Source organism: Tabrizicola sp. TH137 (assembly GCF_002855575.1).
GTDB lineage: Bacteria > Pseudomonadota > Alphaproteobacteria > Rhodobacterales > Rhodobacteraceae > Paragemmobacter.
The window spans coordinates 587,239-606,746 of record NZ_PKRQ01000001.1 but is presented as its reverse complement, the minus strand read 5'-3'; the positions used below and the strand labels follow the sequence as shown (position 1 = coordinate 606,746).

Below are 19,508 nucleotides of genomic sequence, written 5' to 3'. Positions count from 1 at the left end.
GTCAGTCTCCTTGGTGCCGCGCGGCCGGATGTGTCGCTGCCGTCAGATGGTCTGACAGAAGCGCCGTAATACGGTCGGGCGCGAAATGCGTATCAAAATAGCGCCGCCCGGACAGGCCCATTGCGCTGCGTTCGGTCGGCGGCAGGCTTGCCATGTGACGCAGGGCCGAGGCAAGGGCTGTCGGATCGCCAGCCGGAGCGGAAAGGCCGGCGCCCGCCTCCGACAGGATTCGGGCGCCTTCACCGTCCAGAGATGCGATGATGGGGCGGCCTGTCGAAAGATAGGTCTGCATCTTGCTGGGAACGGTGAGGCCGAAGATCGCCTCCTTGCGCAGAGACACGAGAAGGGCCGCAGCATTTGACAGGATCACCGGCATGTCGGCAGGGGCGAAGCGACCGGGAAGATGGAGCATGGTCAGGTTGCGGCGCTGGCGTTCCTGTTCCAGCCAGCCGTCCAAAGCGCCGCTGCCGACAAGATAGACCTGCAAGTCGGGCAGGTCGCGCAGGGTGTCGAGGGCATTAAGCAGCGTGTCGAGACCCTGCGCATGGCCGAGATTGCCTGCAAAGACGATGGAAAAACCCTGCGCGATCCGGTCACCGAGCGCGCGGGCGGACTCGGACGGCGGGGTTGCCGCGTCGGCGGTCTGGCCCGAATTCGGCACGCAGGCGATTGTCGCGCCAGGTGGGGAGAGTGCGGCGACCGGGGCGCGGAAGGCTTCGGACTGAACGAGGATGCGCGTGCAGTTGCGGTAGATGAAGCGCACGAGCAGCCGCACGATGCCCAGCAGTGACGGATTGCGGATGAAGCCCGTTGCCGCAAGGCTTTCGGGCCAGAGGTCCTGCACCCAGACGACCAGTGGCGCGCCCTTGATCCGGGACAGCAGGACAGCGGGCAGCGCTTGCAGGAGCGGCGAAAGGCCGAAGACGAAGACAAGGTCGAAGCGGCGACCACGCAGCAGGAAGGGTGCGATGAGAAGGCCGGAGAGGATGAAGCTGAGATAGTTCAGCATGAGGCGAAGGCCCGATCCCTGACCGCGCGGGAACAGGGGGAGGCGGATCACCTCGATCCCTTCCACCCGGTCGCGGCGGATGGAGAAGGCCGAGTAGCCGGAAAAGATCTTGCCCGCTGGATAGTTGGGCTGGCCGGTCAGGACCGTGATCTCGAACCCGTTGCGGGCAAGACGCGCCACTTCGGCCGTGATGGTGAAGGATTCCGGCCAGTAATATTGCGATACCAGAAGGACGCGGGTCATCGCCGCCCCCGCAGGCGGGCGAGGAGACCGGACGCGTCCAGGATCACCGGGCGCGGAGCGGGCTGGCCGAGATGCCGACGCACGGCCCGCGCGATGGAGCGGTGGGAGGTCGGATCGAAGCTTTGGTCGGGATCGACAAGATCGCGGACATAGTCGCGTTCGGCGGCAAGGATGGGCAGCCCGGCCGCCTGCGCCTCGATCAGGGGAAGACCAAAGGATTCGAAGAGCGACGGATAGATGACGGCATGGGCCGCGGCGTAGAGGGCGGGCATCTCGTCCGGGCTGCGGGGCGGGAGGAGGGCGATGCGCGCCCCGGCGGCCCGTGCCTTCTCCAACGCGTGCTGAAGCCGCGCCTGGTCCGGTGGGGCGAGGGTCAGGCCGAGGGTGGGGGTCAGGCCGTCTTTGGCAAGCCCTTCCCATGCAGCAAGCAGAGTGGCGTGGTTCTTGTGGGCTTCGCCGGAGGCGACGTAGAGAAAGTCGATGGTCTTTTGCGCGGCCCGTTCGGACGGCGCAGGGATGCCGGCGGTGAAGGGGCAGACCTCGGCCGTCTGGCCGAAGGCATGGCGGGCGGCGGCGGCCATCGTTTCGCTCTGCACCATGAGCCGCGCAGCGCCACGGCGGCTGCGGAGCCAGATGCGTTCGATCACAAGCCGGGCCTTGGTGCGGAGCGGCAGGCCGTCCAGCGGCGAGGGTGGCAGAAGATAGCGGTTCTGGAGGAAGACGGTCGTGTTGGCCTCGGCCCTTGCGAGAAGTGGCGGCAGGTTGCCGAAACAGAGGATGTCGTTTTCCGGAACCGCCAGACGGCGCAGGGCGATCTCAGCCCGCAAGCGGCCGGCAAGCGTGGGCGGGAAGCGCAGGACCCTGACCCCCGGATGCAACGCGGGCAAAGGCGACAGCCGGGTGTCCAGCAGGACGGTTGCCGGGGGTTTCAGCGCCTCCAGCAAGGGCAGAAGAAGAGCGCGCCCACCGCCGCCATGCACGTTCGGCGCGTGCAGGACAAAGGGCCTTGGCGACCCGGGCGAGGGCGGCGCATCGGTCATTTCCAGATGCCTTCGGTCTGCCGCACACCGTGGCGAAGAAGATCGGCATAGCCTTTCAGGTTTCCGCGAAAGCGTATCCATCCGGCGCGGTCGCGGGTCTGAAGCGGTTCGATCAGGTTGCGCAGGGACTGGCCGAACATCGCCCAGAAAAAGGCGATCTTGCTGAAATGCCGGAACTTCCGGGTGAAGTAGATCCTGTTCAGGATCTGCTGCCGTCCCAGCGCGAAATTCTGTTCGATCCGCACGGGTTTCGGCCAATGCCAGCATCGCGCATCGGCCAGCACGAACAGGCTGTATTTCTGCGCGACGCGGTGGCTGTAGTCGAGGTCCTCGAGATAGCCATGGCCGATATACCATTCGTCGTACTGAAAGGCCTCGATCACCGCGCGCCGCCAGAGCGTGGCGCCGCCATAGAGCCAGTCCGTCTGTTCGGTGCGGTCGCGCGGCAGGATCGAGGTGGCAAAGCCCGAGCGCAGCACCTTGCCTTGGGCCGGACCGTTGATCAGGAAAAAATCCGAAATCAGGGCGCCGATCCGTCCACGGGCGGGCTGGTTGACGATGGTGAATGCCGCCCCGCCAGTGGAGGCATCCGTTGCAGCCCAGAAGGCCTGCATCCGTTCGGTGGCGACCGGGTCAAGTTCGAGATCGTCGTCCAGATATCCCGCCACGTCGATCCCGGGCGCGAGTGCCGCCATTCCGGCATTCCGCTGGCGGGCGAGAGAGGGGGGAAAGACGCGGACATAGGTCAGCGGCAGTTCGGGATAATCGGCCAGCAGCGGTTCGATCGGTGCTTCGCTGCCATCCACGATCACGATCTGGGCCGCCTGGGATGTCTGCCTGCGCAGACTTTCCAGCAGTTTGCGCAGATCGTCGGGGCGATCCTTGGTCGGCACGACATAGGCGATGGAGACGGGTGTCATGATCGTTTCAGGTCTCGGGCCGGGTCAGGGGCGATGGGGTGGTCAGGGCAAGGGGCGTTCGTTGCTGCGGGAGGCGACAAGCGCGTCGCAGAGTTCGCGCACCGCGCCCGTGCCACCGGGCCGCTGCGTGACATAACGGCAGATCGCGCGGACGTCATCCACCGCGTTGGGAACGCAGACCGGAAGGGCGACTTTCCGCAAGAGGCCGATATCGTTGACATCATCGGCGATATGGGCGGCTTCCGACCAGTCGATCCCCAATTCCCCGATCAGCGCGGAAATGGCCGCCACCTTGTCCTTGATGCCGGACAGGCAATGGTCGATGCGCAGATCGGCGGCGCGGCGGCGGATCTGGTCGGTGTCGGACATGGTGACGAAGCAGGTGATGATGCCAGCCGCCTGCGCCGTCTTGAGCCCGTGACCGTCGAGCACGTGGAACCGGGTCAGGATGTTGCCATCCGCCCCGTAATAGAGCCCGCCATCCGTGAGCACGCCGTCCACATCGGTGCAGAGCAGCCGGATGCGGCCGAACTCGGGATGGGACCTTGGCAGGGGGGGAGGCACTGTCATGTGGCTTCCGCTGGATGATGTGACGGGATCGCAGCGCCGATCATATGGCGCAGGATGACCTTGGGGTCCATCGGGGTGTAATAGCCCTGGGCATAGGACCAGCCGTTTCGCAGCATGTCGCCCGTGATCCGGCGCGGGTCCAATGTGATGGCGAGTTCGCTGGCATGCGCCACGGTCTGAACGATATCTCCGGCGCCCCGCAGAGGGTCGATCCGCAGTTCGGGCGGTTCATCGCCCAGATAGACGGGAACCGCACCGCAGGTCATGGCGGACAGCACTGCGGAGGAACCGCGATAGACAGCCCATGTGGCAAGGCGGCCATCCTCTTCGAGCGGGCGGTCGGGCGGGGACCAGTCGATGTTCGGGGGCGCCGCGCCGAAGCGCGGTTCCACTGCGGCCAGAGCGGCGCGGGATGTCAGCGGATGCAGGCGGATGGTGCAGGTCAGATCGGGCCGCGCGGCGGCAAGGTCATAGGCGGCGAGGGCGAGGCGGGTGCTTTCGGAAACCATGCCCTCCGGAAGGAACAGGCAGACCTTTCCGTCCTTTATCCCGTCGGGCGCGGCCGTGGCGGGACGGGAGCGGGGGCTGCCCAGCAGATCGACCGGAAGGCCGGTCAACCCGGGCGCCTGCGACAGCCAGTCCAGCGCGGCACGGCCTGCGGCGAGGATGACGTCGGGATCGAACGGCGCACCGTAGCGCGTTGTCATCGCATGCTGCATCGGGGCGAGGATCGCATGATGCACGGCAAGGCAGCGCAATCCGGGGACGGCCTGCCGGGCAAGGCGCATGGCCATGCGTTCCCATGCGTGGCCTTCATAGGTGAAGACCAGCGCCCGCGGTCGGTGACGGGCGACCAGACGGGCGATGGCGGTGGCAATCCGCAGGGATTGGCGTGCCGGCCCCTGCCCGGCCTGCCGCGCCGCCAGACGCCGCAGGTCGGCATGGCCCGCACCGGCGCGGAGATCGGCGGCGGCGGCGGCGAGGCGTGCCGCCATGGTTGACTCGGCCCTCCGTCCCAGCCGCCGCGGCAGAAGCGTGCGGGGAATCGTGGCCGGTCCGGCGGGCGCGGCTGGGAAATCCCTGAAGGGTGCGGTCGTATGGTCGATCAGCGCGATATGGACATGCTGGCCCATGGCCTGCAACTGCCATGGCAGTGTTCCGAAATAGGTATCAGAGGCGGATTGCCCCCATTGTCCCGGCGCGGTGAGGTGCGAGACGAAGAGGATGTCGCATCCATCAGGGGCATCGGCTGCGGGCAGGGCGCGGAGGCCCCCCAGCCTGTCGCGCCAGAGCGCCGCGCGGTCGCGCAGGGTGGGGGCAGGGTCCGTGCCGAGCGGTTCATAGGTTTTCAGTGCTTCGGGATGTGCCGATCGGAAATGCAGCGCCGGGATTGCGAAGCGCGTCGGATCGGCCCCCGGTTCGCGCAGCAGAGCTTCGCAGCCGGCGCTGATCGCATGCAGTTCCTCGATGGACCACTGGCGCAGGGATCAACCCTCCAGCACGCGGCGCAGAAGGGCCTGCTGTTCCGGATTGTGGCGGATCGCCTCTTCCACGATGGCGGCCTCGTGCGGTTCGTTCACGGAAGGCAGGGCCACATCGACAGGGACCGAGACGAGCGAGCGGCCACTTTCGATGATGCGCATCTGTTCGATGGATTCGTTGAGTTCCACCACCGAAGGCGGCGCTGCCGCAACGCTGAGGAGCGAGTCGCGGGTGAAGGCGAAAAGGCCCAGAATCTTGCGGATATAGGTGATCTGCTGGTCATAGGGCGCGGTGGAGGGGCTGCGGCGGAAGCAGTAGAGGATGCGGTCCTCGGCCCCGATGGAGCATTTCACGAAGGAATGGCGGTCCAGTTCCTCGGCATCGCGGATGTCGCCCGTGGCGTTCCAGGCATCCGCCTCGGGGTGACGCAGCATCGAGGCGGCGAGGGCCTCGACATGGCGCGGCAGGAGCAGCGGTTCATCCCCCTGAAGCAGCACGATATGGCTGGCGTCCAGCCCTTCGACGGCCTCGGCCACGCGCGAGGTGCCGTTGCGGTGGTGGTTGCCGGTGCGGATGACCTTGCCGCCCCCGGCGCGGACGACTTCCTCGATCTCGTCGTCGCAGGTGGCGACAAAGACCTCGGCCAGGCTCGGGCACATCAGCGCGCGGCGGCGGACATGTTCGATCATCGCAAGGCCCGAGAAGGGAAACAGGATCTTGCGCGGGAAGCGGACGGAGGCGAGATGGGCCGGGATGATCCCGACGATGCGGCGGTCTGCGGTCATTGCGGCAGCACCCCGCAATCGACATTGATGCTTTGCCCCGTCACGGCAGAGGCGGCAGGAGAGTCGAGGTAGAGCGCCATCCCCGCCACCTCGGCCCCGGTGGGCAGGCGGCCAAGCGGGCTTTGCGAGGCGGTGAAGGCCGCGAGAAAGCTTTCGGGGTCGCCCTTTGCCGGGGAGGACGGGTCGCTCAGCGCGTCGATCAGGCCGGGCGTGCGGACGAGGACGGGGCAGATCGCGTTGACGCGGATGCCGCGCGGGCCGAGTTCCTTTGCCAGGGCCTGTGTCAGGCCTGTCATCCCGAACTTTGCGGCGCAATAGGCGGAGTTGTTTGGGGTGCCGCGCTTGGCCGCGAGGGAGGAGATGTTGATGATCGTCCCCCCGCTGCCGAGGGCAAGCGCTGCCTGTTTGGACCCCCAGAAGGCGGATTTGATGTTGGTGGAGAGCATGTCTTCGAGGAAGGTGTCGTCGATCTCGGTGATCGGACGCCAGGCCGAGACGCCCGCATTATTGATGTAACAATCCAGCCGACCCGTCGCCTGCACCGCCGCGGCGACAAGGGCGGCATGGTCGGCATCCCGGCGCGCATCCATCGGAACGAAGCGGATGCCGTCTGCGGCGGCTTCGATCCCGCTGTCGTTGCGCGCGCCCGCGAAGACGCGATAGCCCGCCTGCGCGAAGGCGATGGCGAGGTCGCGCCCGATGCCGCGGCTGCCTCCAGTGATGCATACGGTTCTGGACATCCGGATTTCCCTGCCTGTGCCGCCCGCAGGGCCGGGCGGCTGCCCCTGGATCAGATCGTCATGGCCGAATAGCCGCCATCCACCGCGATCTCGGCCCCGGTGACGAAGCTGGAGGCGTCGGAGGCAAGCCAGATCAGCGCGCCGGTCAGTTCCGCAACCTCGCCATAGCGACGCATCGCGGTATGGCCGAGGATCGCGGCTTCGCGTTCGGCGGTGATGAAGTTCTTGCGGTTCCATTCGGTCGGGAAGAAGCCCGGACGAATGGCGTTTACCCGCACGCCCTGCGTGCCCCATTCGCGGCCGAGGTTCTGGGTCAGGTTCTTGATCCCGGCCTTGGCCACCGAATAGGCGAAGGCCTTCGACAGCGGCGGGCCTGCCGAGGCGGAAGAGATGTTGATGATCGACCCCTTGCCCTGCTGGAGCATATGCGCCCCGAAGACCTGGCAGCCAAGGAAGGTGGCGGTGATCTGGCTGTCCATGACGGCCTGCCAGTCTTCGAGCTTGATGTCGAGGAACGGGGTCGGGGCATTGATGCCCGCACCGTTCACGGCGATGGAGACGGGTCCGAACTCCGCGACCACGCTGTCGAGGCAGCGGGCGATGTCGTCCTTCTTCGTGGCATCGCAGCCGAGCGGCAGAGCGATGCCGCCCGCCTCGCGCACCTGTTCGGCGACGGCTTCCGCCTTTTCGGCGCGCAGGTCCAGGATGGCGACCTTGCAGCCTGCCTTGCCCAGGGCGCGGGACATTTCGCCGATCAGATGGCCGCCTGCCCCGGTCAGGATCGCGGTGCGACCCGCAACGGAGAAAAGTTCGCCGACAAAGCTCATCCGCGCACCTCTGCCATGACCGAACGCATGTTTTCCGCCCATTTCCAAAGGATGAACAGGTCCGATCCCAGGATGACGAAGGTGAAGCCCTGATCGAAGGCGTCCTTCACCCGTTCGACCGAAACATCGGCGATCTGGGTGCAGCAGCTTTTGCCGGAGCGGCGGGCGGCTTCGATCACCACACGGCCCGCCTCGCGCACCTTGGGATGGTTGGTCTGGCCCGGCACGCCGAGGCTGCCGGAAATGTCATAGGGGCCGACCATGACGCCATCCACTTCCGGGAAGGCGAGAAGGGCGTCGATGTTCTCGACCGCGCGGATGCTTTCGATCTGGAGGATGAGGGGGGAACTGTCGTTCCATTCGGTGATGTAGCGATCGAAGTCGAAGCCGTAGCCATGGGCGCGGTTCACACCGTAGGAGCGGCGGCCGACGGGCGGGAACTTCAGGTTGTCGATCAGGGTGCGCACCTGATCGGGGGTTTCGACCATCTGGATGAACATGCCGTCGGCCCCGGCTTCCAGCAGAGGCTTCAGGATATCGTTGCTGTGGCTGACGGGGCGCGGCAGGCAGCAGGCACCTTCCGACTGGGCCGAGGTGATGATGCGCTTGGCTTCGTCCAGCGAGATCGTCGTATGTTCCATGTCGATGGCGATGAAGTCGAAGCCCGCCTTGGCGAAGGTCTCGGTGATCGCCGGGTCGGTATAGGAGACCCAGCCGCCGAAGACCGGCTCCCGGTTCACCAGCTTGGCCTTCAGGGCGCGGCGTCGCGCAAGACGTTCTTCGTAGGACATGCGTCACCCCTCCGTGTTTGTGCGTCTAGTAGCGATTGGGGATGGGCTTCACAAGGCGGTTCCGGAAGAGGGTCAGGGCGTGGAGGTCCTTACCCGATCCCCCTGCCCACCCCCCCGTGCGGTGCGCAGAACAAGCCGGATGTCAGGAAGAATCCCGCGCAGGGCGACGTAGTCGGCATCACGGCGGGCAAGGCGGACTGGATCGCTCATGTCGATGCCCTCGACCTGCGAAAGGCCGCTTATGCCGGGCAGGACGTCGAGGACGCCGCGCTTTCGCCGCTCCTCGATCAGTTGCGTCTGCACGGGCAGGCAGGGGCGCGGACCGATCAGCGCGATCTCGCCGCGCAGGATGTTCCAGACCTGCGGAAGTTCGTCGATTTTCGTCCGGCGGAGGAAGGCGCCGACCTTCGTTACCGACGAGGCTGCAACCTCATGCGTGCCGGCCTGGGCCGTTCCGACCTGCATGGTGCGGAACTTCCAGCAGGTGAACACCCTGCCATGCCGGCCGATGCGCGGCTGGCCAAAGAGGCCGGGACCGGGGGAGTCGCGCTTCACCGCCACCCAGGCGGCCAGAAGCACCCACCAGAAGCCGAGCAGGATGGTCAGGGCGAAGGCATAGTCGATCAGCCGCATGGTCGCGGCGTAGATCAGGTTGCCGCGCTGCGCCTCGGACAGGATAAGGCGGCCATCCTCACCAGCCGGAGCGCCGGAAAGGAGATATGCCGCGATCCGGTCGATGCTGACGGTCGGGCGGAGAGCCGAAAGGGCGCGGTAGGCCGGGCGGCGCAGGATCGGGGGCAGGCGGTTGAGGGGGGCGAGCTTGCCGGCGAAGCTTTGTCCCTGGACGGCGGGGAGGTAGAGGATCGAGACCTCCATATCCCCTGCAGCGGCCTGCACGGCGGCCACGCCTCGCCGCTTGCTTTCGGCATAGCTGCTCATGTTGCCCGGATCGAGGGCATGGATGGATGACGCGTAGATGAAGCGCGGGATTCCCGCCTGCCGGGACAGGTCGAGCACCCTGAGCGCATGATCGACATTCACGGCATCGAACTCTGCCTGCGAACCGGGGCGGTCATTGTTGCGTGCCGCAAGATGAAGGAGCAGGTCACAGCCTTGGCCGTTCAGGGCCAGTGCATCGGTCGCACAGGTCGCGTGCTGCGGGAAGAGGCGGGACAGAGCCGCCTGATCGCGTCCGACGAGCAGCAGGTCAATGCCAGCCGCCGAGAGAAGCGGCACGAGCTGCCGTCCGACAAAGCCGGACGCCCCGGTGATTGCTATTCTCATGCGACGGCTGCCGTTCCGAATTGGCTGTGTTCCGGCGGCAGGATGTCCAGGGCCATATCCTCGCCTGAGTAACCGGTGCCCGCCCGGCGGAGCAGGTCCTGCACGGCGATGACATCCTCGGTCTCGATGGCGTGGTGGAGGGAGTCCAGCAGCGCCGCAAGTGCCGGAAGCGGCAGGAAACCTTCCTGTGCCATCATGATCTTCGGATGGGCCGTGGGTTGCGCATCCGCCCCGATCAAGAGTTCCTCATAAAGCTTTTCTCCCGGGCGCAGGCCGGTGATCCTGATGGCGATGTCGCCATCGGCGCTGTCCTCGGTCTCCATGTAGGCGCGCAGGCCTGACAGCGCCACCATCCTGACGGCAAGATCGAGGATGCGGACAGGCTGACCCATGTCCAGGAGGAAGACATCGCCCCCCCGCGCCATGGCGCTGGCCTGGATGACAAGCTGGGCGGCCTCGGGGATCGACATGAAATAGCGGGTGATGTCGGGATGGGTGACGGTGATCGGCCCGCCCGCCTTGATCTGCTGGCGGAACAGCGGGATGACGGAACCGGAGGAGCCGAGCACGTTGCCGAAACGCACCATGGAGATGCGGGTACCCGGCGTCACCTCGGCGAAGGCCTGGCAGACCATTTCCGCTACCCGCTTCGAGGCACCCATGATGTTGGTCGGTCGCACGGCCTTGTCGGTCGAGATCAGGGTGAAGGATGAGACGCCTGCCGCGATCGCCGCTTCCAGCAGCGTCTTGGTGCCGAAGACATTGTTGCGGACGCCTTCGGACACGTTGTCTTCGACAAGCGGCACATGCTTGTAGGCGGCGGCGTGAAAGATCGTGTCCACCCGATGCCGCGCCAGCGTGTCGCGCAGGCGTCGTTCCGACTGGACCGAGCCGAGGATCGCATGGAGGCGCGGCGCCTTCGGCAGCGTCGCGGCCAGCGCCGCAAGGTCCATCTGGATGGTATAGAGCGCGGCTTCGGACTGTTCGAAAAGGATCAGGTCACGTGGTCCTTCCAGCAGGATCTGCCGGCAGAGTTCGCTGCCGATGGACCCGCCCGCGCCGGTCACCATCACGCATTTCTCCGCAATGTTGGCCGACATCAGCTCTGGCACCGGGGCAACCGGGTCGCGCCCCAGAAGATCCTCTTCGGAGACTTCGATGATATCCGAGATGCGGGCGCGGCCTGCGACAATTTCATCGACGCTTGGAACGGTGCGGACACGCACGCCAAGTTCGGCCAGCCTCTCGATGATCTCGCGCCGCCGTGAGCGGGGCGCGCGTGGCATGGCGAGGAGGGCGAGGTCGATCCCGAAATTCTCGATCATCGGGGGCATTTCCTGCGGGGAGATGACGCGCAACCCGTTCACCTCGGTCCCGTTCAGGGCGAGATTGTCATCCACAAGAGCAATCGGGAGATAATCGTTCCCGCGCAGGAGCGAGGCGACAAGCTGCTGGCCGGATCGGCCGGCACCGTAGATCAGGACCGGTTTCAATCCGCGACGCAATTCCCGGCGGAAGAGTTCGCGCAGCAGGAAACGCAGACCACCGACCGCGATGAGCGCGATCATCGCATAGATACCGGGGACGGAACGCGGAACGGCAAGGGTGAAGGCCTGCGAAATCACGAAAAGGAAAATGGCCGACAGGGCAATGCCGCGCGCGATCGTGACGAAGGCACGCGAAGAGATATAGCGGATCACCGCACGGTAGAAGCCGGTGACCGCAAAGGCAAAGATCGTGACGGGAAGGGTCAGGCCGATGGCGATCCAGATGCGTGGATCGGACAGGAAGAAGAAACTGTCATAGCGGAGGCCCATCGCCAGGATGAAGCTGCCGACCAGAAGCACGCAATCTGCGGCAACCTGAAGGCTGCGCTTCCATGGACGTGACAAGGACAACAGTCGGACAAGCCCGGTGGAGCCGGCCGCGCGTGTCTTGCGAAAACGCGATGATGTCATTGCAGACCCCCGGACCCTGTCAGGCGCTGCCGACGCGGGTGGTGCGTCGGCCGGTTCTGTTGATCGAAAGAGACTGGGACGACATCTGCCATGCCTGCCTTTTCCCGGGGGACGAACTTCCGTTCTCTTGTATCAACTTGAACCCCATCACAAGACAAAAGGCCCCGGCATCGCTGCCGGGGCCTTTCATCGGCGGAAGGAAGCAGGGCTTATGCCTCTTCCGTCTCGCCCTTCTTCTCGACGATCTCTTCGCCGGTTTCCTGATCGACCATCTTCATGCCGAGCCGGACCTTGCCGCGATCATCGAAGCCCAGAAGCTTGACCTTCACTTCCTGGCCTTCCTTCAGGATCTCGTTCGGGTGGTTCAGGCGCTTGTTGGCGATCTGGGACACGTGGACCAGACCGTCGCGCTTGCCGAAGAAGTTCACGAAGGCACCGAAATCGACCAGCTTGACCACGCGGCCGGTGTAGATGTGGCCTTCCTCGGGTTCGGCGACGATCGACCAGATCATGTCATAGGCCTTCTTGATCGCATCGGCAGAGTTCGACGCGATCTTGATCACGCCGTCATCATTGATATCGACCTTGGCACCGGAGGTTTCCACGATCTCGCGGATGACCTTGCCGCCCGAACCGATCACTTCGCGGATCTTGTCGGTGGGGATGGTCAGCGTTTCGATCTTGGGCGCGTATTCGCTGAAGCCCTGCGGGGCGGACAGCGCCTTGTTCATTTCGCCCAGGATGTGCAGTCGGCCGTCCTTGGCCTGTGCCAGCGCCTGTTCCATGATCTCGGGCGTGATGCCCGCGACCTTGATGTCCATCTGGAGCGAGGTGATGCCGTTCTCGGTCCCTGCCACCTTGAAGTCCATGTCGCCGAGGTGATCCTCGTCGCCGAGGATGTCGGTCAGCACGGCCCAGCGGCCATCATCTTCCAGGATCAGGCCCATGGCCACACCCGCGACCGGCGCCTTCAGCGGAACGCCCGCATCCATCATCGACAGCGAGCCGCCGCAGACGGAGGCCATCGAGGAGGAGCCGTTCGATTCCGTGATCTCCGACACCACGCGGATGGTGTAGGGGAAATCGGTCGGGGCGGGCAGGACGGCTTGCAGCGCGCGCCATGCCAGTTTGCCATGGCCGATCTCGCGACGTCCGGGCGAACCCACGCGGCCCACTTCGCCGACCGAATAGGGCGGGAAGTTGTAGTGCAGCAGGAAGTTGGAGCGCGAGTTGCCATGCAGGGCGTCGATGATCTGCTCATCTTCGCCGGTGCCGAGCGTGGTCACGACCAGCGCCTGCGTTTCGCCACGGGTGAAGAGGGCCGAACCATGGGTGCGCGGCAGGACGCCGGTTTCCGACACGATCGGACGCACCGTCTTGTTGTCGCGCCCGTCGATGCGTGCGCCACCGTTGATGATGTCGCCGCGCAGGATGGAGCTTTCCAGCTTCTTGATCGCCGCGCCGAGGTTGGCGTCGGCATTGTCTTCTTCCGACAGGGCGGCGCGGATCGCGTCCACCGCAGCCGAGATGGCGTTGGTCCGCTCCTGCTTGTCCTTGATGGCGAAGGCGGCGCGCATCTGCGCCTCGCCTGCCGCCTTCACGCGGGCGTAAAGGGCCGAGTAATCCGGGGGCGAGAAGTCGAAGGGTTCCTTCGCCGCATCTTCCGCAAGGTCGATGATCAGGTCGATCACAGGCTGCATCGCCGCATGGCCGAACTTCACCGCGCCGAGCATTTCTGCCTCGGTCAGTTCATAGGCCTCCGACTCCACCATCATGACGGCGTCCTTGGTGCCGGCGATGACGAGGTCGAGACGCTGGTCGGGGTTGTTGCGCAGGTTCTGAAGGTCATCGACCGACGGGTTCAGAACATATTCGCCGTTCGAGAAGCCGACGCGCGCCGCGCCGATCGGGCCCATGAAGGGCACGCCCGAAATGGTGAGGGCGGCAGAAGCCGCGATCATCGCCACGATATCGGGTTCGTTGTGCAGGTCATGCGACAGCACGGTCGCCATGACGAGGACTTCGTTCTTGAAGCCGTCCACGAAGAGCGGGCGGCAGGGACGGTCGATCAGGCGCGACGTCAGCGTTTCCTTCTCGGAAGGGCGCGCCTCACGCTTGAAGAAGCCGCCCGGAATCTTGCCGGCGGCGTAGTATTTTTCCTGATAATGCACGGTCAGGGGGAAGAAGTCCTGCCCTGGCTTTGCGCTTTTCGCAAAGGTGACGTTGGCCATGACCGAGGTTTCGCCCAGCGTGGCGATCACGGTGCCGTCGGCCTGACGGGCAACCTTCCCGGTTTCCAGAGTGAGCGTTTCACCGCCCCACTGGATGGATTTCTTGATAACGTTGAACATCAGCGGATCCTATCTGGAGGTGCAGGCCCCTGCCCGCCCCCCGTTTTCATGGCGGCCCCATTGCCGCCGCCCCCTATCCTTCGCATGTGGCCGGGGGCATGGCCTCACGTCGCAGATGGGGGGCGCATACAGGAAAAGCGGCGGTTTGGAAAGGATGCAGATTCGCCCTTGGCGGCCTGTCGTCCGGGCCTGCCGGGCGGCTGGCATTCGGTCGGCAAGCCAGAGGGCTGCCCGGCGCCGGGGGGCGGGACGGGAAAGGTGGCCGCCTCCCGCCGGTAAGTGAAAGTTAGCGGTTCTGCCCCAGTCTGCCCCCGAAGAGCAGGAGGGCCGGATGCTGGACGCACATGCAACACTCGACCGCCGCATCAATCTGCGGCTGGTGCTGGATCAGGCCATTGATGCGGCCGTCCTGATAGATGACCGGAATTGCATCATCTACTTCAACGCGGCGGCGCAGCGGCTGTGGGGCTATGAGATGCAGGAGGTGCTGGGTCGCAACGTCAAGATCCTGATCCCTTTCGAAATGCGCGGGCAGCATGATTCCTGGGTCAACCGCCATCGCAGGACGCAGCGGAACCGTATCGTCGGGTCATCGCGCGAGGTGCAGCTTGAACGGAAGGATGGCCGCAAGGTCTGGGCCTCGCTGTCCCTGTCGCAGGTGCGGGGGGAAGACGGGGCGCTGAACTATGCCGCCTTCATCCGCGACATCACCGAGGATCGGAAGAACCGGCTCGCCATCCGGCAGACGCTGGAGAACACGATGGATGCCGTCGTGTCGATCAACGCGGAGAATGTGGTGACCTTCTTCAACGCCTCTGCCGAAAAGCTCTGGGGGTATTCGGCGGCGGAAGTCGTGGGTCACAATGTGCGGATGCTGGTTCCCCCTGAAATGCGGGGGAACCATGACGGCTTCGTCAATCGGCACCGGGCGACGGGCGAGAACCGTCTGATCGGCACGACCCGCGAGGTCAGCATCCACCGCAAGGATGGCCAGATCAGCACGGCGATCCTTCTTCTTTCGACCATCGACCTGGATGACGGAACGAAGCTTTATACCGCCTTTCTCAAGGACATCACGGTGCAGAAGGCCATCGCCAGCCAGACGGTGAAGGTGGTGCAGGAGTTGCTGGGGAACATCATCCAGTTCAACCAGCGGATCGGCTCCATCGCGCAGATGACGAATCTGCTGTCGCTCAACGCCTCGATCGAGGCGGCGCGGGCAGGCGATGCCGGGCAGGGTTTTGCCATCGTGGCGCAGGAAATCCGCAAGCTGGCCAATCAGGTTTCGGCCATCACCGGCGAGATCGAGGGGCTGGTCGAGAATGGCAAGTCCACGGTTCTGGACATGGGCAAGCAGTTCTAGAATGCAGAACGCCCGCACCATGCGGTGCGGGCGTCCCGACGTCGTCCGAAGGACGGATCAGCGGCGCAGGCCAAGCCGTGCGATCAGCGAGGCGTAGCGGCCTTCATCCTTGGCCTTGAGATAGTCCAGCAGCTTGCGGCGCTGGGCGACGAGCATCAGAAGGCCGCGGCGCGAGTGGTTGTCCTTCTTGTGCGTCTTGAAATGTTCCGTCAGCGTCGCGATGCGCGACGACAGGATGGCAACCTGAACCTCGGGCGAACCGGTGTCGCCTTCCTTGGTTGCATATTCCTTGATCAGGCGGGTCTTTTCTTCAACGGTGATCGACATCGGATATCTCCTGTGAAGAGGGTGAAGGCACGAGCCGGGATGTCGTCCAGCAAGGCCGATGAACCCCGAAGCGAGTCGCAAGACAGGCCGCAGGGATGCGGGCGTATAGGGGGAAATGCGCGGAAATGAAAGCCCCTTTGCGGCTGGCCCCGGCCGGGGCGGGGGGCGCGGGTCTGCGAGGCGTTCCGTTTACCAGATTCCCAGATAGCCGGGCATGGCCATTTGCTTTTTCTGGAGTCGCGGGGGTGATTCTGGCACCATCCCCTTGGTGTGGCGCGCCGGGGGCGGCGCGGCAGGTGTGGTCAGGGGTATGGCATGTTGGCCTTGATGGGTCTTCTTGGACTTGTCGCTGCGGGTATGGCTGCGGATGCGGTTCTCAACGCCACGGAGGCGGAAGAGGATCCCGACGGGTCCGACACCCAATCTTCCGAAACCGATACGGTGCCGGTCGCGGACAGCGCGGCTGATCCGGCCGAAGCTGCGGCAGAGCTTCTGGTGGCGGAAGAGGAGGCTGCACAGGGAATTGCCCTTGCCCAAGGCTTTGCCGATGACGGGGCGGCGATCAGTGACGATCTGCCGGACGAGACCGACGATCCCTTGCGGCTGATGGGCTCGGCCCAAGGGGATGTGCTGAATGGCGCGGGCGGGAATGACACCCTGATGGGCGGTGACGGAGGGGATGCCCTTGCCGGATCGGGTGGGGCCGATCTGCTCTGGGGTGGCAGCGGCGATGATGAACTGGATGGGGCGGCCGGGGATGACCTGCTGAACGGTCGCGCCGACAATGATCACCTGACGGGCGGCGCCGGCAATGACACGCTGCGCGGTGCCGTCGGGGTGGACCATCTGGCCGGACAGGCGGGCGACGACCTGATGGCGGGCGGTCTGGGAGAGGACACCCTTCTGGGCGGCGAGGGCAACGATACGGCCTGGGGCGGTGCCGGGTCGGACTGGCTGGATGGCGGCTGGGGCGACGATGCGCTGTCGGGCGGCAGCGGGGATGACACGCTGGATGGCGGGGCGGGAAACGACACGCTGAATGCCGGAACGGGGGCGGATTTCCTGAATGGCGGGGCGGGGGATGACCTGATGCGCCTGACGGGTGGCAGCTTCGCCACCGGGGGGGAAGGCGCGGATCGCTTTGCCCTGATGCCGCCCGATGCCGAAGCGGGCCCCGCAACGGTCGCGGATTACGACGGGGGGACGGATCAGCTGGTTCTGCTGCTGGAGCCGACGGCAGACGGGGCAGACGCCGATATCTCCGTGCAGGATGCAGACGGGGATGCGCTGATTCTGGTCGATGGGGCGGTGGTGGCGCGCGTCCTTGGGGCGGCAGGGCTGCGGGCGGATCAGTTGATCCTTCAATCTGCCTGAGCGGAGAAGAAGGGAAGGAAGGCGTCCAGCACCGCTTGCGGGTTTTCCTCCATCACAAAATGGCCGGAGTCGCAGGCCGTGTCGGTGACAAGATCGGCCCAGCGCCGCCAGATGCCGGCGGGATCGCCTGTCCGGGCGGGAAAGCCGTGGCGCCCCCAAAGGAAATGCAGCGGTGCCGCGATGCGGCGGCCTGCGGCGCGGTCGGCGATGTCATGCGCGCGGTCGGTGGTGGCCCCGGCGCGGTAATCCGCGCACATGGCATGGATGCGCGCCGGGTCCTGTGCCTGGGCGCGATAGGCGGCAAGCGAGGCCGGAGGAAAGACGTCCAGTGATTTTTCCCGCGTCCAGCCTTGCAAGGTGTGATCGAGCCAGGCCACCGGATCGGCGGCGATCATCCGCTCTGGCAGAGGGGCGGGCTGGGCGAGGAAGGTCCAATGCCAGGCCGACATGGCAAGGTCGTATCCCCAGGCATCCCAATATTCCGCCGTCGGCGCGATCTCGATGATCCCGAGTTGCCGGATGCGGGCAGGGTGGTCGAGCGCGAGGCGATAGGACACCCGCGCGCCCCTGTCATGGCCGAGGATATGGGCAGAGGGCAGGTTCAGATGATCCATCAGGGCGATGATGTCGCCCGCCATCTGGCGCTTTGAATAGGCATCGTGGCCTGCATCGTCGGGCGGCGCGTCGCTTTGGCCATAGCCACGCAGATCAGGGATGATCACACGGAACCGTTCGGCAAAGGCGGGGGCGACGCGCGCCCAGCACAGGCCGTTTTCGGGAAAGCCGTGCAACAGGATCAGGGGCGCTCCCCGGCCCGCCTCCTGCACGGAAAGGGCGATCTGCGGCAGGACGATGCGACGGCGGGTGAATCCCGCGATCTCGGTCACGGCCAGCGCTCCGGCTGCTGGTCATAGCCGATATAGAGCGGATGTTTGGGATGCCCGTCCTTTGACAGGCCGAGGGTGAAGAGCGGGCGGCCCGTGGCGCGCAAAAGCGCCTCGACCTGCGGGCCGCGGTTCAGATGGGCACCATGGGTGCCCCAGGCGCAAAGGATGCGGTCGGCCAGGTCTGCGGCCCAGTCTGCCGCACTGTCGCGGATGGCGGCGTCATTGGCGGCACCGACCGGATCGGACTCGGCCCGCATCACGCGGGGGTCGGTGGCGCGGAAGGCGAAGATATTGGTCACGCGGAAGGCCCCGAAACCCAGGGCGCGCGCGCGGCGTTCGCAGCGTTCGACGGTGGGGTCGTTCTGGAGTTCGGTCGCGGTCGAGGGGTTCAGCATGACGAAGAGCGCCTTCGGCCCTGCCGGGTTCCAGACGCGCGTCAGCAGATAGCGATAGCGTTCGCAGGGCGAATAGACGGCGGTGGAGGCAGCGTCGCCCTTCTGGTGGTGGCGGGTGATCATGCGGTTTCGCCTGTGGCTGGCCGCTGGGGGCATTCTGCCCCCAGACCCCCTGAGAGTATTTTTCCCAAGATGAAGAGGGAAGAGGTCAGTTGAAGACGCGGGAGGGGTGCAACTCGCCGGCCTGATAGCGGCCTATTGCGATGGCGCGGCCCTGATAGGAGGCCCAGACCTCTGTCCCCCAATCGATGCCGGTGGCGATGACCATGCCGGGATTGCCGTTCCCGATACGCGCCGCGCCTTCGGGCGTGGCGGTGACCTGGGGCAGGTCGTCCAGCGCGATCTCCAGCGGTTTCAGATGGCGGTCGAGTTCGGGGCTGTGCGCCAGCCGGTCGATCTCGTCCAGGGTGATCCCGTCCTTTGCATCGAAGGGACCAGACCATTCCCGCCGAAGCCAGAGGACATGGCCGTGGCAGCCCAGCGCCGCCCCAAGATCGCGGGCGATGGAGCGGACATAGCCGCCCTTGCCGCAGACCATTTCCAGAAGCGCATGGTCGGGATCGGGGCGGTCGATCAGGTCGAGGCTGTCCACCCAGAGCGGGCGGGGGGCGAGGTCGAGGCGTTCGCCTTCGCGGGCAAGGTCATAGGCCCGTTCCCCATCCACCTTCACGGCCGAGAATTGCGGCGGCACCTGTTCGATCTGGCCCCGGAAGGGGGCAAGGGCGGTGCGGATGGCATCATCGGTCGGGCGGCTGTCGCTGCTGGCGATCACGCTGCCTTCGGCATCGTCGGTGGTGGTGGCGGTCCCGAAGCGGACCATGAAGCGATAGCATTTCAGCGCATCGGTGATGTGGGGGACGGTCTTCGTCGCTTCGCCCAGCGCCACGGCGAGAACGCCTGTCGCGGCAGGGTCGAGCGTGCCGGCATGGCCCGCCTTCTGCGCGGCGAGCGCCCATTTCACCTTGTTCACCACGGCGGTGGAGGTGATCCCGGCGGGCTTGTCCACGATCAGCCAGCCGGATACCGCCCTGCCCTTTTTCACACGTCCCATGCCCGCCTCCGTGGGTGAAGGCGGCCTGCTAGCGAAGCGGCGGGCGCGCGT

At 65.7% G+C, this 19,508-nt stretch carries 18 protein-coding genes; 2 read left to right on the top strand and 16 right to left on the bottom strand.

Annotated features, from left to right (window positions below):
* Window position 1 precedes the first annotated feature (1 nt).
* The 12 genes from C0V75_RS03050 to pnp form a co-directional block, all read right to left on the bottom strand.
* Entirely contained in the window at window positions 2-1,252 is a 1,251-nt protein-coding gene (locus C0V75_RS03050) for a glycosyltransferase family 4 protein (RefSeq protein ID WP_101919406.1), read from the bottom strand.
* Complete coding sequence (locus C0V75_RS03045) at window positions 1,249-2,292, bottom strand: glycosyltransferase family 4 protein (RefSeq protein WP_158241760.1); 1,044 nt, start codon at window positions 2,290-2,292, stop codon at window positions 1,249-1,251. The genes C0V75_RS03050 and C0V75_RS03045 overlap by 4 nt, the downstream gene beginning before the upstream one ends.
* On the bottom strand, window positions 2,289-3,212 hold the full coding sequence (locus tag C0V75_RS03040; protein WP_101919404.1) for a glycosyltransferase family 2 protein: 924 nt from the start codon (window positions 3,210-3,212) through the stop codon (window positions 2,289-2,291). The genes C0V75_RS03045 and C0V75_RS03040 overlap by 4 nt, the downstream gene beginning before the upstream one ends.
* Before the next feature lie 42 nt (window positions 3,213-3,254).
* Window positions 3,255-3,782, bottom strand: coding sequence for an HAD family hydrolase (locus C0V75_RS03035; protein WP_101919403.1), 528 nt, complete (start codon window positions 3,780-3,782; stop codon window positions 3,255-3,257).
* Window positions 3,779-4,915 (bottom strand): hypothetical protein, encoded by a 1,137-nt coding sequence (locus C0V75_RS03030; protein WP_101919402.1) that lies wholly within the window; start codon window positions 4,913-4,915, stop codon window positions 3,779-3,781. Before C0V75_RS03030 ends, C0V75_RS03035 begins: the two co-directional genes overlap by 4 nt.
* Before the next feature lie 354 nt (window positions 4,916-5,269).
* Window positions 5,270-6,049, bottom strand: a complete 780-nt coding sequence (locus C0V75_RS03025) for a cytidylyltransferase domain-containing protein (RefSeq protein WP_101919401.1) — start codon at window positions 6,047-6,049, stop codon at window positions 5,270-5,272.
* Complete coding sequence (locus tag C0V75_RS03020) at window positions 6,046-6,789, bottom strand: SDR family NAD(P)-dependent oxidoreductase (RefSeq protein WP_101919400.1); 744 nt, start codon at window positions 6,787-6,789, stop codon at window positions 6,046-6,048. Before C0V75_RS03020 ends, C0V75_RS03025 begins: the two co-directional genes overlap by 4 nt.
* 50 nt (window positions 6,790-6,839) lie before the next feature.
* Complete coding sequence (locus tag C0V75_RS03015) at window positions 6,840-7,616, bottom strand: SDR family oxidoreductase (RefSeq protein WP_101919399.1); 777 nt, start codon at window positions 7,614-7,616, stop codon at window positions 6,840-6,842.
* Window positions 7,613-8,407, bottom strand: a complete 795-nt coding sequence (locus C0V75_RS03010; RefSeq protein WP_101919398.1) for an HpcH/HpaI aldolase/citrate lyase family protein — start codon at window positions 8,405-8,407, stop codon at window positions 7,613-7,615. The genes C0V75_RS03015 and C0V75_RS03010 overlap by 4 nt, the downstream gene beginning before the upstream one ends.
* Window positions 8,408-8,479: 72 nt before the next feature.
* Window positions 8,480-9,691 (bottom strand): sugar transferase, encoded by a 1,212-nt coding sequence (locus tag C0V75_RS03005; RefSeq protein WP_101919397.1) that lies wholly within the window; start codon window positions 9,689-9,691, stop codon window positions 8,480-8,482.
* Window positions 9,688-11,583: a nucleoside-diphosphate sugar epimerase/dehydratase gene (locus tag C0V75_RS03000; RefSeq protein WP_158241759.1), complete on the bottom strand. Its 1,896-nt coding sequence runs from the start codon at window positions 11,581-11,583 to the stop codon at window positions 9,688-9,690. The genes C0V75_RS03005 and C0V75_RS03000 overlap by 4 nt, the downstream gene beginning before the upstream one ends.
* Window positions 11,584-11,858: 275 nt before the next feature.
* Window positions 11,859-14,000: a polyribonucleotide nucleotidyltransferase gene (pnp, locus tag C0V75_RS02995; protein ID WP_101919395.1), complete on the bottom strand. Its 2,142-nt coding sequence runs from the start codon at window positions 13,998-14,000 to the stop codon at window positions 11,859-11,861.
* A 331-nt stretch (window positions 14,001-14,331) separates the two neighbouring features.
* On the opposite strand from pnp, the gene C0V75_RS02990 reads away from it, so the two are divergent.
* A complete protein-coding gene (locus C0V75_RS02990; protein ID WP_101919394.1) occupies window positions 14,332-15,363 on the top strand; it encodes a PAS domain S-box protein in 1,032 nt (343 codons plus the stop codon).
* A gap of 57 nt (window positions 15,364-15,420) precedes the next feature.
* On the opposite strand, the gene rpsO is transcribed toward C0V75_RS02990, so the two are convergent.
* Complete coding sequence (rpsO, locus tag C0V75_RS02985; protein WP_101919393.1) at window positions 15,421-15,690, bottom strand: 30S ribosomal protein S15; 270 nt, start codon at window positions 15,688-15,690, stop codon at window positions 15,421-15,423.
* A gap of 315 nt (window positions 15,691-16,005) precedes the next feature.
* On the opposite strand from rpsO, the gene C0V75_RS02980 reads away from it, so the two are divergent.
* Window positions 16,006-17,064, top strand: coding sequence for a calcium-binding protein (locus tag C0V75_RS02980; protein ID WP_101919392.1), 1,059 nt, complete (start codon window positions 16,006-16,008; stop codon window positions 17,062-17,064).
* Here the strand turns inward: C0V75_RS02980 and C0V75_RS02975 are convergent.
* The 3 genes from C0V75_RS02975 to truB all read right to left on the bottom strand — a co-directional run bounded on the left by C0V75_RS02975 (window position 17,052) and on the right by truB (window position 19,457).
* Window positions 17,052-17,951: an alpha/beta fold hydrolase gene (locus C0V75_RS02975; protein ID WP_254216357.1), complete on the bottom strand. Its 900-nt coding sequence runs from the start codon at window positions 17,949-17,951 to the stop codon at window positions 17,052-17,054. The two genes, C0V75_RS02980 and C0V75_RS02975, sit on opposite strands and share 13 nt — an antisense overlap.
* Window positions 17,948-18,469 carry a DUF1643 domain-containing protein gene (locus C0V75_RS02970; protein WP_101919391.1) on the bottom strand — a complete coding sequence of 174 codons (522 nt, stop codon included), beginning with the start codon at window positions 18,467-18,469 and terminating at the stop codon, window positions 17,948-17,950. The genes C0V75_RS02975 and C0V75_RS02970 overlap by 4 nt, the downstream gene beginning before the upstream one ends.
* A gap of 85 nt (window positions 18,470-18,554) precedes the next feature.
* The gene (truB, locus tag C0V75_RS02965; RefSeq protein WP_101919390.1) at window positions 18,555-19,457 is read right to left on the bottom strand and encodes a tRNA pseudouridine(55) synthase TruB; all 903 of its coding nucleotides are present in this window, start codon (window positions 19,455-19,457) and stop codon (window positions 18,555-18,557) included.
* Between the last annotated feature and the right edge of the window lie 51 nt (window positions 19,458-19,508).

What these genes read in the sequence shown, in the direction of transcription:
- C0V75_RS03010 (WP_101919398.1), bottom strand. Translation starts at nt 8,407, where the DNA reads ATGTCCTACGAAGAACGTCTTGCGCGACGCCGCGCCCTGAAGGCCAAG.
- C0V75_RS03050 (WP_101919406.1), bottom strand. Translation starts at nt 1,252, where the DNA reads ATGACCCGCGTCCTTCTGGTATCGCAATATTACTGGCCGGAATCCTTC.
- C0V75_RS03040 (WP_101919404.1), bottom strand. Translation starts at nt 3,212, where the DNA reads ATGACACCCGTCTCCATCGCCTATGTCGTGCCGACCAAGGATCGCCCC.
- C0V75_RS03045 (WP_158241760.1), bottom strand. Translation starts at nt 2,292, where the DNA reads ATGACCGATGCGCCGCCCTCGCCCGGGTCGCCAAGGCCCTTTGTCCTG.
- C0V75_RS03015 (WP_101919399.1), bottom strand. Translation starts at nt 7,616, where the DNA reads ATGAGCTTTGTCGGCGAACTTTTCTCCGTTGCGGGTCGCACCGCGATC.
- C0V75_RS03025 (WP_101919401.1), bottom strand. Translation starts at nt 6,049, where the DNA reads ATGACCGCAGACCGCCGCATCGTCGGGATCATCCCGGCCCATCTCGCC.
- truB (WP_101919390.1), bottom strand. Translation starts at nt 19,457, where the DNA reads ATGGGACGTGTGAAAAAGGGCAGGGCGGTATCCGGCTGGCTGATCGTG.
- C0V75_RS02970 (WP_101919391.1), bottom strand. Translation starts at nt 18,469, where the DNA reads ATGATCACCCGCCACCACCAGAAGGGCGACGCTGCCTCCACCGCCGTC.
- C0V75_RS03035 (WP_101919403.1), bottom strand. Translation starts at nt 3,782, where the DNA reads ATGACAGTGCCTCCCCCCCTGCCAAGGTCCCATCCCGAGTTCGGCCGC.
- C0V75_RS03020 (WP_101919400.1), bottom strand. Translation starts at nt 6,789, where the DNA reads ATGTCCAGAACCGTATGCATCACTGGAGGCAGCCGCGGCATCGGGCGC.
- rpsO (WP_101919393.1), bottom strand. Translation starts at nt 15,690, where the DNA reads ATGTCGATCACCGTTGAAGAAAAGACCCGCCTGATCAAGGAATATGCA.
- C0V75_RS03005 (WP_101919397.1), bottom strand. Translation starts at nt 9,691, where the DNA reads ATGAGAATAGCAATCACCGGGGCGTCCGGCTTTGTCGGACGGCAGCTC.
- C0V75_RS02990 (WP_101919394.1), top strand. Translation starts at nt 14,332, where the DNA reads ATGCTGGACGCACATGCAACACTCGACCGCCGCATCAATCTGCGGCTG.
- pnp (WP_101919395.1), bottom strand. Translation starts at nt 14,000, where the DNA reads ATGTTCAACGTTATCAAGAAATCCATCCAGTGGGGCGGTGAAACGCTC.
- C0V75_RS02980 (WP_101919392.1), top strand. Translation starts at nt 16,006, where the DNA reads ATGTTGGCCTTGATGGGTCTTCTTGGACTTGTCGCTGCGGGTATGGCT.
- C0V75_RS03030 (WP_101919402.1), bottom strand. Translation starts at nt 4,915, where the DNA reads ATGGGCCAGCATGTCCATATCGCGCTGATCGACCATACGACCGCACCC.